Source organism: Veillonella sp., from assembly GCF_018381775.1.
GTDB lineage: Bacteria > Bacillota > Negativicutes > Veillonellales > Veillonellaceae > Veillonella.
Genome location: NZ_JAGZRH010000020.1, coordinates 1 through 14238 on the forward strand (window position 1 = coordinate 1; position 14238 = coordinate 14238).

The window sequence follows — 14238 nt, forward strand, 5'->3', positions numbered from 1 at the left end:
GAATTATGGTTGGTTTTGACTTTGTCAAAACCCGCACTCTGGCATATGTTCAATCATATGATTGATTACCTATCATTGTTCAGTTTTCAAAGATCTGTTTCGTTAGGTTGTTGCCCTAACGACTTGTATAAGTATATCAGCGAAGTCTTAAATCGTCAACCTCTTTTTCAAAGATTTTTTCAATTTATTTTCAACTGATTTTATACATACAATCATAACCAAATTCTCCAAAAATAGAGATAGAAAACTCACAAACCGAAGTTTGTGAGTTTTAATTTGGTGACTCACCCGCGACTCGAACGCGGGACACCCTGATTAAAAGTCAGGTGCTCTGCCAACTGAGCTAGTGAGTCATGTTGGCAGGGGTGGCTGGGATCGAACCAGCGCATAACGGAGTCAAAGTCCGTTGCCTTACCACTTGGCGACACCCCTACAGTGATTATGATGTGTAGGTTATGGGGTGAGTAGTGGGGATCGAACCCACGCGTAACGGAGCCACAATCCGCCGTGTTAACCGCTTCACCATACCCACCACCTTGTAGGTATCGAAGACGTTGTCTTCGTAACAAAGAGAATTATATCTGTTCTGGAGATTTGTGTCAACACCTTTTTCTCAATTTCATTTAACTTTTACAAAGAAACAAAAAAAACGTGTTATCTCTAATATAATCTCTTTCTCCTCAGAAAAATAAGGAAGCTCATTCATAAGTTTAACCTTACGAATGGTGCTTCCCTATTATACATATTATTTACTTAGTTGGCAAATAGTTTTTTACAAAATTTGGCAAAGCAAAAGCTGCTTTTTGAATTTCCTTATTATAGTACTTAGTTTCAAAGTTTTGCTCACGGTTCGGAGTCCACTCTAATGGGTCAAATGTTTTGGAACCCAATGTGAAGCAATGCATACCTGCAGGATAAATTGGAATAAATGCAGTATACAAACGTGCAATTGGGAAGTGATTATTTACATAACCAAATACCTTCTCTACGAGCGGTTGATGTAACATTGGAGATTCTGTTTGTTGTACAAATAAGCCATCTTTTTTAAGAGCTTTTAATGTATTCTTATAGAACTCTTCAGTAAATAAACCTTCACCAGGACCGATTGGATCAGAGCAGTCTACAATAATTACATCATAGTAATCTTCCGCTTCTGCCATGAAACCAATGCCATCACCAATTTTTACAGTCAATTTAGGATGGTTTTCAATCATAGCTTTAGCAATAGTTGGCAAATATTGTTTAGCAAGCTCCACAACTTTACCGTCGATTTCAACCATCGTTACTTCTTTTACACAGTCGTGACGTACACATTCTCTAGCTACGCCACCATCACCGCCACCGATGATTAATACACGTTCAGGATTTGGATGTAAAAACAATGGAACATGACTCATCATTTCATGGTAGATGAATTCTTCACGCTCAGACGTTTGGAATACACCATCTAATGCGAGCATCGTACCGTACTCTTTAGATTTAAACACTTCAATTTTTTGGAACTCAGATTCACCAGAGTATAATACTTCTTCTGCTTCAGCGCTGAGACGTAAATGAGGGGTTTGTTCCTCTGTAATCCATTGACTCATGTAGTACCTCCTACTTTTATACTACAATACGCACCGCAGGTTATTGCGATGCGTATGTATATTACTTTAATTGCTCTATTACTTAACCTTTACGGCTAATATAACAGAAACCGCCACCTAAAATAGTGTCTTTCATCCAATTTGCTAACGAGAAATCACGGATTTCACCTTCATCAAAGATGCCACAGCGAATATCATCGCCATCCATAAATATCTTGTGAATTGGAACCCAATGCCATGTATAAAGAGCTTTCTCTTTACCCTTATGACGATTCAAAAATGCTACAGGCACATCTTGCGCCAATGCATCATGAATAAACTGAGCTGCAGCCTCCACCTCTACACGAGATGCGCAGAACGGAGATACATTCAACATATGTACATCATAAGATAGGCCTTTATCCTCCAGTAAACGAGTAAGACCACGTTCCATCCATTGAGTCTTATAAACACCACCACCAAAGCGTGGCTTTACATATTTCCAAACTAAGTTCATCCGTTCTAAAGCAAGCGTTTGATCAGATGTGGTTTCCAGATCTAATAAGCCATCCCTAAACAGCGAATAACCCAATACTTGTGATGCCGATGTGGGACCACAACCAGACAAGCGTTGCCACTCATCAGTGAACCATTCTTGGTCATACCCATATGATGTTTTACCATTTACATCAATATATAGCCATTCTGGATGTTTAATAGATACATCATTCATGAGATTAACCTTCGATTACTTCAACAGTTTCCATGATGGCACCTTGATGAATACCATCAACTACGTCCATACCTTCGATTACTTTACCGAATACAGTGTGTACACCATCCAAGTGAGGTTGTGGTTCGTATACGATAAAGAATTGGCTACCGCCAGTATTAGGACCACGGTGAGCCATAGATAATGCACCACGTTCATGTTTATGTGGGTTGCCAATCAATTCATCTTTAATTGTGTAACCAGGGCCACCTGTACCATTGCCATTAGGGCAACCGCCTTGAGCTACGAAGCCAGGGATTACACGGTGAAAACGAAGGCCATTATAGAAACCTTTGTTGATCAAATCAATGAAGTTTTGTACTGTGCCAGGAGCTTCTTTATCAAATAATTCAATTACGATATCGCCGCCGTCAGCCATATGGATTTTTGCTTTTTTCATTGTTCAGGTACCTCCAAAATTGTACGCAACACATGTGCTGCTAATATAAAACCTGCCACTGGTGGCACAAAACTACATGTACCAGGGCTTGTTGCTTCGCCTCGGAACTGTGGTTTTGTCGGTTTTTCTGTAGAAAATAAAACTAATTGTTTTTTTATGCCCCGTTTTTTGAGTTCTCGACGCATAACGCGCGCCAAAGGACATGTATGAGACTTGTTGATATCAGCAATCATAAGTTTTTCAGGGTAAAAGCGATTGCCGCCGCCCATACAAGAAATAACAGGGATGCTTTCACGTTGACACACCTCAATAATATTAAGTTTTGCCGTTACCATATCGATGGCATCGATTACATAATCAACGTTCAAGCTTTGAATAAATCCAGGGTAGTTTTCCTCAGTATACATAATATCATGAGTTTCTATCACTACATCGGGATTAATAGAAAGTGCTCGTGCCTTTGCTACCTCTACCTTACGCTCACCAATTGTGTCATGAGTCGTAATCATTTGGCGGTTTAAGTTACTTGGTGCAATAGAGTCCCCATCGATAAGAACGATGCGTCCCACACCAGCTCGAACTAGTGCCTCAAGGGCACCACCACCAACGCCACCAACACCAAAGAGAGCCACAGATGTATCTTTTAAGGTTTTGATTTTATCAGGACCAACCAGCCACTCTAAACGAGTTAACATATATTCCATTAGTATTTACCTGCTGGAATGATTTCTGTCCAATACCCGTCTGGATCAGCAATGAAGTAAATACCCATATCAGCATTTTCGTACGCTACAACGCCCATCTCTTTATGCTTTTTTAGAGCTGCTTCGTAGTCATCTACATAAAACGCTAAATGGAATTCATTGTCCCCTAAATTATAAGGGCGATCCCAGTCGCGCAACCATGTAAGTTCTAGTTCATGCGCTGTATATGGACTTTTTAAATATACAAGAGTGAAAGCACCACTTGGATCTTCTAAACGGCGAGATTCCTCAAGCAACAAGGCCTCTTTATAGAATGCTAAACTCTTATCAAGATCCTTAACATTTATATTATTATGAGCAAATGAAAACTTCATAGGACCTCCTTAATTAATTCCAGTATGTTTTTGTAGGAATTCTCCTCTTTTAATAGTATCACATTTGACAATTCTATAGCTAGTTAATAACAAATTTTGCCGTACTACCATCGTCACCACGTGTGACCTCTAAGTGGGCCGGTATACGAGTCTTTAATTCAGGTACATGGGAAATCATGCCGATAAGACGACCTGATGATTGTAATTTCACCAGTGTTTCCATAGCGAGTTCCAATGTATCAGGATCGAGGGTACCAAAGCCTTCGTCGATGAACATCGTATCCATATGAATACCACCTGCATAACTTTGGATGACATCCGCAAGACCTAGGGCAAGAGCCATAGAAGCCAAAAAGGTTTCACCACCAGACAAGGTGTTCGCTGGTCTTGATTGACCTGTGAAAGCATCCATAACTGCCAAATCTAGGCCTTGTTTGCCTCGTCCACCACCAGTATAGTCAGAACGTTCCAAGGAATAGCGATTACGGCTCATCGTTTGAAGACGTAAATTAGCTGCATATACAACTTCATCTAAAATAGCTCCCAATACGTAGCGCTCAAAGGTTACATTTTTAAACCCTTGTTCACCGCCATTTGCCAAATCATTTAGGCGACTTAAGAAAGTGACTTCCTCACGGGCTTCGCCCATAGCTTGTTCAAGTGTTTCTAGGGAAGCTAGTGTTGTTTCAATATGTTTCGTTTCTTTATCCCAAGCCGCAAGAGACCCCACTAAATCATCACGCTGCTCTACTGCTGTATCATATACTTCATTGGAAACCGTATCACTTGGCTCCACTACAGATTGAGCATGCTTCAATGCCGCATCATATACAGCTTGAGCCTTATTGAAAGCCTCGTCCAATACATGTAGTTCATTTCTAAACGTATCTAAAGCCTTATAATCATCCAACGCATCTATAAAATCATCTTCAGATAAAGAAATCGATTGCAATGATTCTACATAGTCTTTATTGAGTACATCAAGATTTTTTGTGTCCTCCTGCACCTGGGCAGATAAGGTTTCTAGACGTCCCCGTTTAGCATTGAGCACTTCTCTAGCAGAATCTAGATTTGCTTTACAAACTTTCACCTGTTCATCGTAGTCTGTAAGCTCAGACGCCAATGATTCTATCTCTTTATGCCATGCAGCTACATCCGTAGTTGGCAAGCTTTCAGAAAGAGCATCAATCTTAGCCTGTACAGTACTAATCTGAACCTCTAAATTGTGCAAGTTATCAAGTAATTCCTTATGAGCCGTCTCCAGTTTCGCTAGTGTATCTTTAGCCGCACTAAGGTCCCCCTCAGTATTAGCTATAGTGTTGCTCAGTTGTTCAGTGTCGCTACGCAAGGTTGTAAGCTGTTCCATTTTGGATAACAAGTCATGTTGAATAGAAGCAAAAGCCTCTTCTGAAAAACTCTCAATAGATGACTTCAACTGAGAAACTTGGTCTTTAATTTGCTGATCTAACTCATGTAGACGAAGAGCTAACGTTTCTTTCTGACCAATTTCACTAGCTTGCTTTTGTAACTCAAGATCACGCACGGCACGAGCCTCTTCTATCTCCTCTTTAGTGGGATATAACTCAGGCTTGGCTGCCAACTGTGGATGCTCTGTAGAGCCGCATACTGGACAAGGTTCGTTATCTACGACTAAATGAACGAGTTCAAAGGCACGCCCTTCGGCCATCAAATGTTCTAACCGTTCAAGCTGCACCTTTGAATTCTTTACCGATTCATCAAGCGTAGCTAATGCCTTATCTTTAGCATCGATATCATTTTGAACCTTCTGTTTCTCAGCAACCAATTCAGAATATCGTTGCAAATGACTTAACTGTTCTTGGATACGAGAAATAGAGTCTAACGCTTTGCTATTACCTTGTAACTGCTGCCTGTCCGCAACTAACTTAGCCTCTAAATCAGCTACTGTCTTATGCTGTGCCTGTAACGCAGCTTCGCTTTTCTCACGGTCCTTTGTCAGTAAGTTACTCTTTAATGTGCTCAGTTCCTTATTTAGCACTGCTAACTCATTAAACTTTTCTGATTGCTGTTCCATTTGGGCAAGCGTAGTTCGCTTAGCTTGCATAGTTTCAGCTTGAGCTTCTAATACTACATGAGCCTCTATACATTTAGACTCATGTTGAGTTGCACTGTCTACATTTTTTTCAGCCTCTGAAAGTGACGTTTCCAAGGTTTTTAACACCGACTGCTTATCAGTAAACTGTTTATATAACTCAAAGCTTGGCGTTAAAGAGGTAAGGAACTGAACCTTTTCACGTAAGCTAGCACGCTCCGCTTCTCTGGCTTTCACGAGGTCTAATTTAGAGGTAGCCTCTGCAAGAGATTGTTGTGCTTGGTTATATAAGGCCCACTCATTTCGCAACGTATTAAACTGCTCCACTACAGTTACAGCTTTATCACGCTCAATAACAAGAGCATCTCGGTGTGGCTCTCTATGTTTCAAAAGATCTCGTACATGTTCAATGGTTAGTACGGGTATGTCTTCGTCATGTGGAATGGATTGCAGCAATGCATTCTGTTTTGTTAGATTTTCTTCAATGCCTGATTTTGCTTCATCGTAAGCAGCTTTTAGAGCATCTTGTAATCTTCGGTACAACTCGGTTCTAAAAAGTGTATGTAATAACTCCTCCCGTTCACTAGTAGATGCTACTAATAATTTTCTGAACTCCCCTTGCGGTAAAAGAACCACCTGTAAGAATTGATCCTTACGAAAGCCTATGATTCGTTGAACTGTATCGCGAATAGCCGCTGCAGAGGTAGCGATAACTTTCCACTCCCCATCTTTCATTTCGTAAACAGTAGCACTAGCATTCTGCTCACGCATACCTGTACCACGTTTCTTTGCAACCATTTGCTTTGGCAATCGTTCAACACGGTACTGAGCATCACCGATAGCAAAGGAAAAATCTACCCGCGTCATACGATCAGGTTCTGCAAAGTCACTGCGGATAGCATCTGTTTTGCGCACCTCTCCACTAGGCTCACCATATAAGGCATACACCATGGCATCTAGTATCGACGTTTTCCCGGCTCCTGTAGGACCAGAGATGAGGAACATGGAATGGTTTTGCAGTTCATTAAAGTCCAAGGTAACCGAATCTCGGTATGGACCAAAGGCTTCTATAGTTAAAGATATAGGCTTCATTTAGTCCTCCTTTAAAATTCGGTCCCATACAGAGTTGATGTATTGTTGCTCTCGCTCTGTTAATGGTTCTTCCCATACCGTTTCGGCAAATTGATTAAATAATTCACGCTCGTTTAACTCTTTAAATACAGCTTCATCCATATCTGCCATAGGCGTTGCTACACGACCAACTAAATCAATGGTCATACAGCGATGGTACACTTGGCGCAACTTAGCCATCCCATCCATAATAGGCATCGTATCAAGCAGTCGGGCCTGTACATAATCATCTTTATGCTTAGCCTGTAATTTCTTATTGTTTAGCAGGTCTTCAAAATAGCCTTCCAATATCACAACATCGCGCTTCGCCTCTACAGGAATGGTACTAATATCAACCTTTCCCTTTGCATCCATGTCAATAATGGTGAAAGACTTCTTCTGCGTATGCTCATCAAAGGAATACTTTAAAGGCGATCCGCTATAGCGGATATAATCTGCACCCATCCGTTGCGGTCCATGCAAATGGCCGAGAGCGGTATAGTGAAAGTCCTTAAAAACTTGTGGGCTTACTTGTTCACTACCGCCAATAGATAAGGTACGCTCAGATTCACATATTTCTCCGCCCATTACAAAGGCATGGCTAATAGCAATACTACGCATTCCCTTTGGCACTTGAGTTCGTAAATGGTTACTCCAAGCTTGATACATTTGGTCGTAATTATGTAGATTTAGAGTAGTCTCATTATTTCGGTCCAAATCTTGTGTTACTACGTCATTTGTTTCTACATCAGCTAAATTTATATCTGCCATATCAACACTAGCAAACAAAGAATCCTCAATAATATCTACGGATGCTTTTTTAGATTTAGAACGCTTAGATTTTGCTTTAGTCTTAGTGTCTGCATCTATGGCATTCTCTAAACTTTGAATAGTTTGTAAAGAATTATTAGCAGAGCCTAGTCCTAATGCATCACCTATGCGACGGGGCTCACTGAAAGGCATAGGGCAAATAGCCACCTTACCATCAGCGCCTTCAAACTCAAATGGTTGTAATGCGTGATGAGGGGAACCCCAAATATGAATGCCGGAACGACTTAACATAGAGCGGCCCACCTCAAGGCGTTCTGCTCCATCGTGATTACCACTTACTACCAAAAGTGGTACCTTATAATCCATAGCGAGACGGGTAATGATAGAGTCCCACAGCTCAATAGCTTCAATAGGTGACACTGCTCTATCAAAAATATCCCCTGCTAGCAATATGCCATCGATTTTTTCATCTTTCAAAATAGAAAAGAACTGATTCTCCAACACATGAGCTTGGTCTTCGGTTAAGTACTGACCATAAAAAATACGTCCTAAATGCCAATCGGCAGTATGTAAAAAACGCATTTTAACCCCCTTTCCAGCTCTCCCTATATCTTATATAAATGTAGCTATATAAATTATTATATAACTAAAACTACGTTTCAGCTTAATTATTGATTCTCTACAATAGAGCGCAACATAGCAATCTCTTTCGCATAGCCGTCTAATTCATTTGGCGTTTCCAAATAGAACGGCAAATTTGTCAATTTAGGATGTGTCACAATGCGAGCGATAGCATCGATACCAATATGGCCTTCCCCAATTTTTTCATGGCGATCTTTATGAGCACCCATAGGATTTTTAGAGTCATTTAAATGAATCGCTTTTAAACGGTCTAAGCCTACAATACGATCAAACTCGTCGATAACACCATCGAGATTATTGACAATATCATAACCACCTTCGTGGATGTGACATGTATCAACGCACACGCCCATATACTCTTTAAGTTTTACACCGTCGATAATGCGTGCAATCTCTTCAAAGCGAGAACCAATTTCTGTGCCCTTCCCAGCCATAACTTCCAATAGTACAGTTGTTTTCATGCCAGGGAACAAAATTTCATTCAAACATTCTACGATATATTCGATACCTTGATCTACACCTTGTTTTACATGGCTACCTGGATGAAAGTTATACATTTGACCTGGTAAATATTCCATGCGCTCCAAGTCTTCTTTCATGGATTGTTTAGCAAAGGCGCGCAAATCTTCCTTTGCAGCACATGGGTTATATGTATATGGTGCATGAGCTAATAAAGTACCAAAATTATGTTCTTTCATATATGCACCAAGGCTGTTCATATCCTCTAAGTCGAGAGCTCGCATACCACCGCCACGAGGATTGCGTGTAAAGTATTGGAATGTATTGCCACCAATTTTAGTAGCTTCCTTCCCCATATTTAAATAACCTTTGCTAATTGATAAATGACTGCCGATGACAAACATACTGCTCCTTTATAATTCTATAATTTTATAATTCTAAAATACTTAACTCTAATATCTATTCTATTATGCTTACATCTATTCCAAAAGCCTAACGAATATAAGACATATATAACTAATATAACCCCTACCGTGAAGGAGCCCTTCGCGACAGGGGTTATGTATTAATGGCTTTCTTTTTTAGCACACTCAGGGCATACACCTTCAAAGGTAATATGTTGACCTGTGATTTGATACTCGCTACCTTGATCAGCAATTGTTTTGATAGCTTGTAAATCAATGCCCATCATATCCTCTACCTTATTGCAACGGATGCAACGAATATGGGAATGAGCTTGTGTGTCCCAATCGTAATGAGCGCGCTCATCACCAACTTCTAAAATTTTTACAAGACCGATTTTTTCAAAAATCTCCATTGTCTTGTACACGGTTGCCAAGCTCATGCTTGGATGTTCTGGACGCAACGTATGATACAACATTTCTGCTGTTGGATGATCATGATGACCACGCAATGCATCATAAATCGCAATACGTTGTGGGGTTACTTTAAACCCTTGGCTACGCAGAATTTGTGCGATATCCATAATACTCTACTCTACCTTTCTCCACTTGGAAATCTATAAGGCATCGACCATTATCGGCCATTCACAAGAAATAATTATTATCTATTATAACAGAATTCTCAACACTTATCAAGATAGATAGTATTAACTATTAAGTAATAAAAAATGTGGATTGCCCGAAAGCAATCCACATTCTATTAGTCTTTAAAGTAAGGTTTGAAACCTTCACCTTGATGACGAGGTTTTCTGTCACCACGTGGACGATCAGATCTACGATCATCTCTGCGGCGGTCATCACGACGTTCACCTCTGCGGTCATCGCGGCTGCGACGAGGACGGTCATCACGACGACGATCACCATCTCTACGACGGTCACCACGGCGGCGGTCACTACGGCCACCTTCACGGCGACGGCGTACGCGCAATGGCTTTTCTTCTGTAATATTTACAGGAGTTGTATCTGGTTCTTTTGTTAACAATTTAAGAGCTGCTGCCAACAATGTAACAGAATCTGTATCATTTAACAATTCCTCTGCACTAGATTTGAATGGCGCTAATGCTTCTAAATTATCTGTCATTTCAACGAGACTTTCAATTGCCAAACGTTGTTGACCTTCAAGAACTTCACCTAAGGAAGGTGCACGGCGGCGTGCGATTTTACGTTTTGTTAAACGCTCGATAGCATGTAAATGCTCCATTTCACGAGGGATAACGAACGTGAAAGCTTGACCAGCTTTACCGGCACGGCCTGTACGACCTACGCGGTGTGTGTAGCTTTCAGGATCTTGAGGCATATCATAGTTATATACGTGAGATACGCCAGAAATATCAAGACCACGAGCTGCCACATCAGTAGCCACGAGAATATCGATGGTGCCTTCACGGAATTGACGAATTACGCTGTCCCGTTTTTGTTGAGACAAATCGCCATGAATGCCTTCCGCCATGTAACCACGTTTTTTAAGACCTTCAGTTACTTCATCAACACGACGTTTTGTACGTGTGAAGATAATAGCAAGTTCAGGTGTTTGAATATCGAACAAGCGACAAAGAACATCGAATTTTTGACGGTCTTGCACTTCGATATAATATTGTTCAATTAAGTCCATCGTAACTTGAGTCGGTTTCATACGAATCAATGTTGGCTCTGTCAAATATGTTTCAGCTAATTGTTGGATAGCTTTAGGCATAGTTGCGGAGAACAACAATGTTTGATGGTCTTCTGGGATAGCACCCAAGATTTTATTGATATCATCAACAAAGCCCATGTTTAACATTTCGTCGGCTTCGTCCAATACCACAACTTTCACATGGTCAAAGTGGATAGAACCACGATCCATATGGTCCATCAATCGACCTGGAGTGGCAACGATGATTTGTGGATTCTTTTTCAAGGCACGGAACTGACGATTAATATCTTGACCACCGTAAATAGGTAGTGCTGTGATATTCGTGTATTGAGCCATTTTGTTAAGCTCTTCAGCTACTTGGATAGCTAATTCTCGTGTAGGGGATAAAATAACTACTTGAACGTGACGCTCATTCCCGTCTACGCGTTCCAATACAGGCAAGCCAAATGCTGCTGTCTTACCAGTACCTGTTTGAGCTTGACCGATCATGTCTTTACCGCTCATGGCAACTGGGATAGCTTCCTGTTGAATTGGCGTAGGCTCTTCAAAGCCCATATCGTTTAACGCTCTTAGAACAGGTTCGCTAATCATTAATTGTTCAAATTTTTCTAACATCTAAATGTGTTTCCTCCTATCGCGCACGAATTATGCGCGTTAGAATAGTATATCATATTTCAAAGGTGAACGCTATAAAAGTAATTACAAGTCAAAACTAAATGTTCTTTCTTCTCTCTCTTAACTGTTCTATTAAAACGATTCCACCTGACACACAAAGGAAAACAAGGTATGATAAATGAATAGGCATATACAAACATTCAACAAGAACAACCCATAGAAGTAATAGTAATTTAGAAATCCATTTCGTTATTATTCGATCAGCTATCATAAATATAGATAAATTGATAATTATTTTAATGATTATCGCAGCGATTATAACGATTGATGTAAATTCTTCTCTATAATCTGTCAGTTCATATAAGGGATATAATAAATAACTTAACACAACGCTAAGTATTATTAAGAACCAAATATTTATGCCCTTAAAAAATTTACATTGTCTATAATAGAAAACTCCAACCAAAAGAAAGAGTAAAATGCTAAGCAATATGCCTATAACTAATAGATAATCTAAATGAATCATGGTTTATACTCTCCTTTAATCATTTTCACCAGTCTCTTTTACAATACACTCTTAAATGTTCTTAATTATAGCATACGGCAGCTCCACACTTATTAGATACTGATCTTCTATATTATGCACAAAAAAGGCACCTCGAAGGAGGTGTCTTCTTATTATGGTTTATTGAAGAATTCTATATTATTAGTCTAAGATAATAAAACAATATATATTTTTTATTTAGAATAATACCTTCCTAAACGCATAGATGCAAACAGTAATAAACATCAGCATCGAAAATACGGCAATGAGTCCACGATTGTAATATATGCTATCTCTTTTTTGAAAATATCCTGTGCACAGTGTAACAAGTGTAAAAATAGTCCAAACACTTCCATAACTCACAATTACTGTATAATCTCTATCAATTATAATTTTAAGAATCAGTAGAGCTAAACTTATAAGAGAAATAATAGACAAATATTTTGTTAAACTACCAAAAACTCTATGTTTTTTTATGTATTCATACTCTTCATTAATTGAAGTCTTACGAATTTCAAGTTTATATAAGGCTATTCCCGATATGATAGATGCAAAAACAAACGTACTACCTAATATTGTTAACCTACTCATCTTTTACCTCATTTTTCATCGACGATACTTTTCTTGTATTCAATCTTTCTCTTTACTACTTAAAGAATATATCTTTAAACGCATAAGCAGAGCCTACAACACCGAATAATATTGAAACAATAGCAATTATCCCACGTTTATAATATAAACTGTCTCTCTTTTGAAAAAATCCTGTACACATTATCAAAAGCACGAAGAATCCCCAAGCCCCACCAAAACGTGACACAAACTCATAATCTTTATAGACTAAAAAGTTAAGGTTTAGTAGTAATATACTTATAATGGCAATTATAGATAAATACCTAGTTAAATTACCAAAAGCTCTATGTCTTTTGATATATTCATATTTTTCATCAATGACACGTTTACTAATCTCAAGTTTATATACCCCTATGGATAACGACATAGATATGAAAATCCAAAAATATCCTAACATTTCAAGTTTTTTCATTTTTTACCAGTCTCTTTTACAATACATTCTTAGATGTTCTTAATTATAGCATAAGGTCCCTCGATACCGATAAGATACTGATTGTCTATATTAAGCACAAAAAGGCATCTCCAAGGAGGTGCCTCATTGTTATAGTTTATTGGAGAATTGTATGGTATTAATCAACTATATAAGTAAAAATATGTTTTAGGTATAATATGATTAAAAGAACGTACTTCAAAATACCGCCAATAATTAAGCAATGTCTGTTAAGCAATTACGATTTAATGAACTTTCTAAAATAGTATAAAAGGAATACCAATGAAACCATTTACTCTTAAAAGATTTGTATTACTACCGTTGATTGTACTATCCCTCATACTAACAACGGGTTGTCATCTTCTATCACATTACAGTGAAGAGGAAGTTCAACAATATATAAGTAAGAATTATCCTAACCTAACATATCACTTGGAGTCACAAAGGAACAATACATGGCAAGTCACCTTTGATAAGTATCCCCAAATACCAATTGAAATATCTGAAGTCTTGCACACCTCTGCACCTGTTGTACCACAAGTTGAACGAATACTGATAACCAACATTCCGTTGATAACTGTATTCCCATTAATGAAAAACTATCTAACGGCAGAGGAGTTATCCTATGCCACATATGATACATCTTCTTTATATATTGAAATGCCTATCCCCTATTCGGCTATACAAAATCAAGATGTAATAAACTTTTTCAATCGTATGGATCAATTCTGCAAAGAATATGCTTCAACATATCCAGACTTCAAAGAAAAAATATATATTAGAGTCATCATAAAACCATCTGATGGATCTAATGCACCGCAAGAATATAGAAGAATATTCCGCTTATCCCAATATTAATCAGAACCACCCGTAAAACGGGTGGTTTGCTCACGGGCTATAAGCCCGTAGTACTAGGCCAGCGTCTAAAGGCGCTGGCTTCCACTACGTTCAAGCCGCATAGCCATTGACTCGTAACGTTCCCCTTAAAGGGGATGTGTATTACTTGCTACCCTTAAAAGGGTCCTCATATTCTTTTACACTAAGTTTATCTTTC

The 14238-nt window shown here is 39.0% G+C and carries 12 protein-coding genes and 3 tRNA genes; 1 reads left to right on the forward strand and 14 read right to left on the reverse strand.

Going from position 1 to position 14238, the window contains the following annotated elements; translation table 11 throughout:
• Positions 1-277: 277 nt before the first annotated feature.
• The 14 genes from KH109_RS09355 to KH109_RS09420 all read right to left on the reverse strand — a co-directional run bounded on the left by KH109_RS09355 (position 278) and on the right by KH109_RS09420 (position 13166).
• A tRNA-Lys gene (locus KH109_RS09355) sits at positions 278-353 on the reverse strand.
• 4 nt (positions 354-357) lie between these two features.
• A tRNA-Gln gene (locus KH109_RS09360) sits at positions 358-432 on the reverse strand.
• Positions 433-456: 24 nt separating this feature from the next.
• Positions 457-532, reverse strand: a tRNA-His gene (locus tag KH109_RS09365).
• A gap of 217 nt (positions 533-749) precedes the next feature.
• Positions 750-1589, reverse strand: a complete 840-nt coding sequence (gene speE / locus KH109_RS09370; RefSeq protein ID WP_295219037.1) for a polyamine aminopropyltransferase — start codon at positions 1587-1589, stop codon at positions 750-752.
• An 82-nt stretch (positions 1590-1671) separates the two neighbouring features.
• The gene (locus KH109_RS09375) at positions 1672-2301 is read right to left on the reverse strand and encodes a hypothetical protein (protein WP_295219039.1); all 630 of its coding nucleotides are present in this window, start codon (positions 2299-2301) and stop codon (positions 1672-1674) included.
• A gap of 4 nt (positions 2302-2305) precedes the next feature.
• Positions 2306-2740, reverse strand: a complete 435-nt coding sequence (locus KH109_RS09380; protein WP_005385683.1) for a peptidylprolyl isomerase — start codon at positions 2738-2740, stop codon at positions 2306-2308.
• Positions 2737-3444 carry a tRNA threonylcarbamoyladenosine dehydratase gene (locus KH109_RS09385; RefSeq protein ID WP_005385682.1) on the reverse strand — a complete coding sequence of 236 codons (708 nt, stop codon included), beginning with the start codon at positions 3442-3444 and terminating at the stop codon, positions 2737-2739. The genes KH109_RS09380 and KH109_RS09385 overlap by 4 nt, the downstream gene beginning before the upstream one ends.
• Positions 3444-3818 carry a VOC family protein gene (locus tag KH109_RS09390; protein WP_004695332.1) on the reverse strand — a complete coding sequence of 125 codons (375 nt, stop codon included), beginning with the start codon at positions 3816-3818 and terminating at the stop codon, positions 3444-3446. The genes KH109_RS09385 and KH109_RS09390 overlap by 1 nt, the downstream gene beginning before the upstream one ends.
• Before the next feature lie 79 nt (positions 3819-3897).
• Positions 3898-6981, reverse strand: a complete 3084-nt coding sequence (locus KH109_RS09395; RefSeq protein ID WP_295219042.1) for an SMC family ATPase — start codon at positions 6979-6981, stop codon at positions 3898-3900.
• A complete protein-coding gene (locus tag KH109_RS09400; protein WP_295219045.1) occupies positions 6982-8352 on the reverse strand; it encodes an exonuclease SbcCD subunit D in 1371 nt (456 codons plus the stop codon).
• Between the two features lie 86 nt (positions 8353-8438).
• Positions 8439-9275: a deoxyribonuclease IV gene (locus KH109_RS09405; protein WP_005385676.1), complete on the reverse strand. Its 837-nt coding sequence runs from the start codon at positions 9273-9275 to the stop codon at positions 8439-8441.
• Between the two features lie 161 nt (positions 9276-9436).
• Positions 9437-9856 (reverse strand): Fur family transcriptional regulator, encoded by a 420-nt coding sequence (locus KH109_RS09410; protein WP_005385669.1) that lies wholly within the window; start codon positions 9854-9856, stop codon positions 9437-9439.
• A 176-nt stretch (positions 9857-10032) separates the two neighbouring features.
• Positions 10033-11580 (reverse strand): DEAD/DEAH box helicase, encoded by a 1548-nt coding sequence (locus tag KH109_RS09415; RefSeq protein ID WP_295219050.1) that lies wholly within the window; start codon positions 11578-11580, stop codon positions 10033-10035.
• A 1190-nt stretch (positions 11581-12770) separates the two neighbouring features.
• The gene (locus KH109_RS09420) at positions 12771-13166 is read right to left on the reverse strand and encodes a hypothetical protein (RefSeq protein WP_295219053.1); all 396 of its coding nucleotides are present in this window, start codon (positions 13164-13166) and stop codon (positions 12771-12773) included.
• Positions 13167-13466: 300 nt separating this feature from the next.
• On the opposite strand from KH109_RS09420, the gene KH109_RS09425 reads away from it, so the two are divergent.
• Positions 13467-14042 carry a hypothetical protein gene (locus KH109_RS09425; RefSeq protein ID WP_295219057.1) on the forward strand — a complete coding sequence of 192 codons (576 nt, stop codon included), beginning with the start codon at positions 13467-13469 and terminating at the stop codon, positions 14040-14042.
• Positions 14043-14238 lie beyond the last annotated feature (196 nt).

Bases quoted from the DNA above. Each gene is read 5' to 3' on its own strand.
- KH109_RS09380 (WP_005385683.1), bottom strand. From the start codon at position 2,740: ATGAAAAAAGCAAAAATCCATATGGCTGACGGCGGCGATATCGTAATT.
- KH109_RS09390 (WP_004695332.1), bottom strand. From the start codon at position 3,818: ATGAAGTTTTCATTTGCTCATAATAATATAAATGTTAAGGATCTTGAT.
- KH109_RS09420 (WP_295219053.1), bottom strand. From the start codon at position 13,166: ATGAAAAAACTTGAAATGTTAGGATATTTTTGGATTTTCATATCTATG.
- KH109_RS09425 (WP_295219057.1), top strand. From the start codon at position 13,467: ATGAAACCATTTACTCTTAAAAGATTTGTATTACTACCGTTGATTGTA.
- KH109_RS09410 (WP_005385669.1), bottom strand. From the start codon at position 9,856: ATGGATATCGCACAAATTCTGCGTAGCCAAGGGTTTAAAGTAACCCCA.
- KH109_RS09385 (WP_005385682.1), bottom strand. From the start codon at position 3,444: ATGGAATATATGTTAACTCGTTTAGAGTGGCTGGTTGGTCCTGATAAA.
- KH109_RS09405 (WP_005385676.1), bottom strand. From the start codon at position 9,275: ATGTTTGTCATCGGCAGTCATTTATCAATTAGCAAAGGTTATTTAAAT.
- KH109_RS09395 (WP_295219042.1), bottom strand. From the start codon at position 6,981: ATGAAGCCTATATCTTTAACTATAGAAGCCTTTGGTCCATACCGAGAT.
- speE (WP_295219037.1), bottom strand. From the start codon at position 1,589: ATGAGTCAATGGATTACAGAGGAACAAACCCCTCATTTACGTCTCAGC.
- KH109_RS09375 (WP_295219039.1), bottom strand. From the start codon at position 2,301: ATGAATGATGTATCTATTAAACATCCAGAATGGCTATATATTGATGTA.
- KH109_RS09415 (WP_295219050.1), bottom strand. From the start codon at position 11,580: ATGTTAGAAAAATTTGAACAATTAATGATTAGCGAACCTGTTCTAAGA.
- KH109_RS09400 (WP_295219045.1), bottom strand. From the start codon at position 8,352: ATGCGTTTTTTACATACTGCCGATTGGCATTTAGGACGTATTTTTTAT.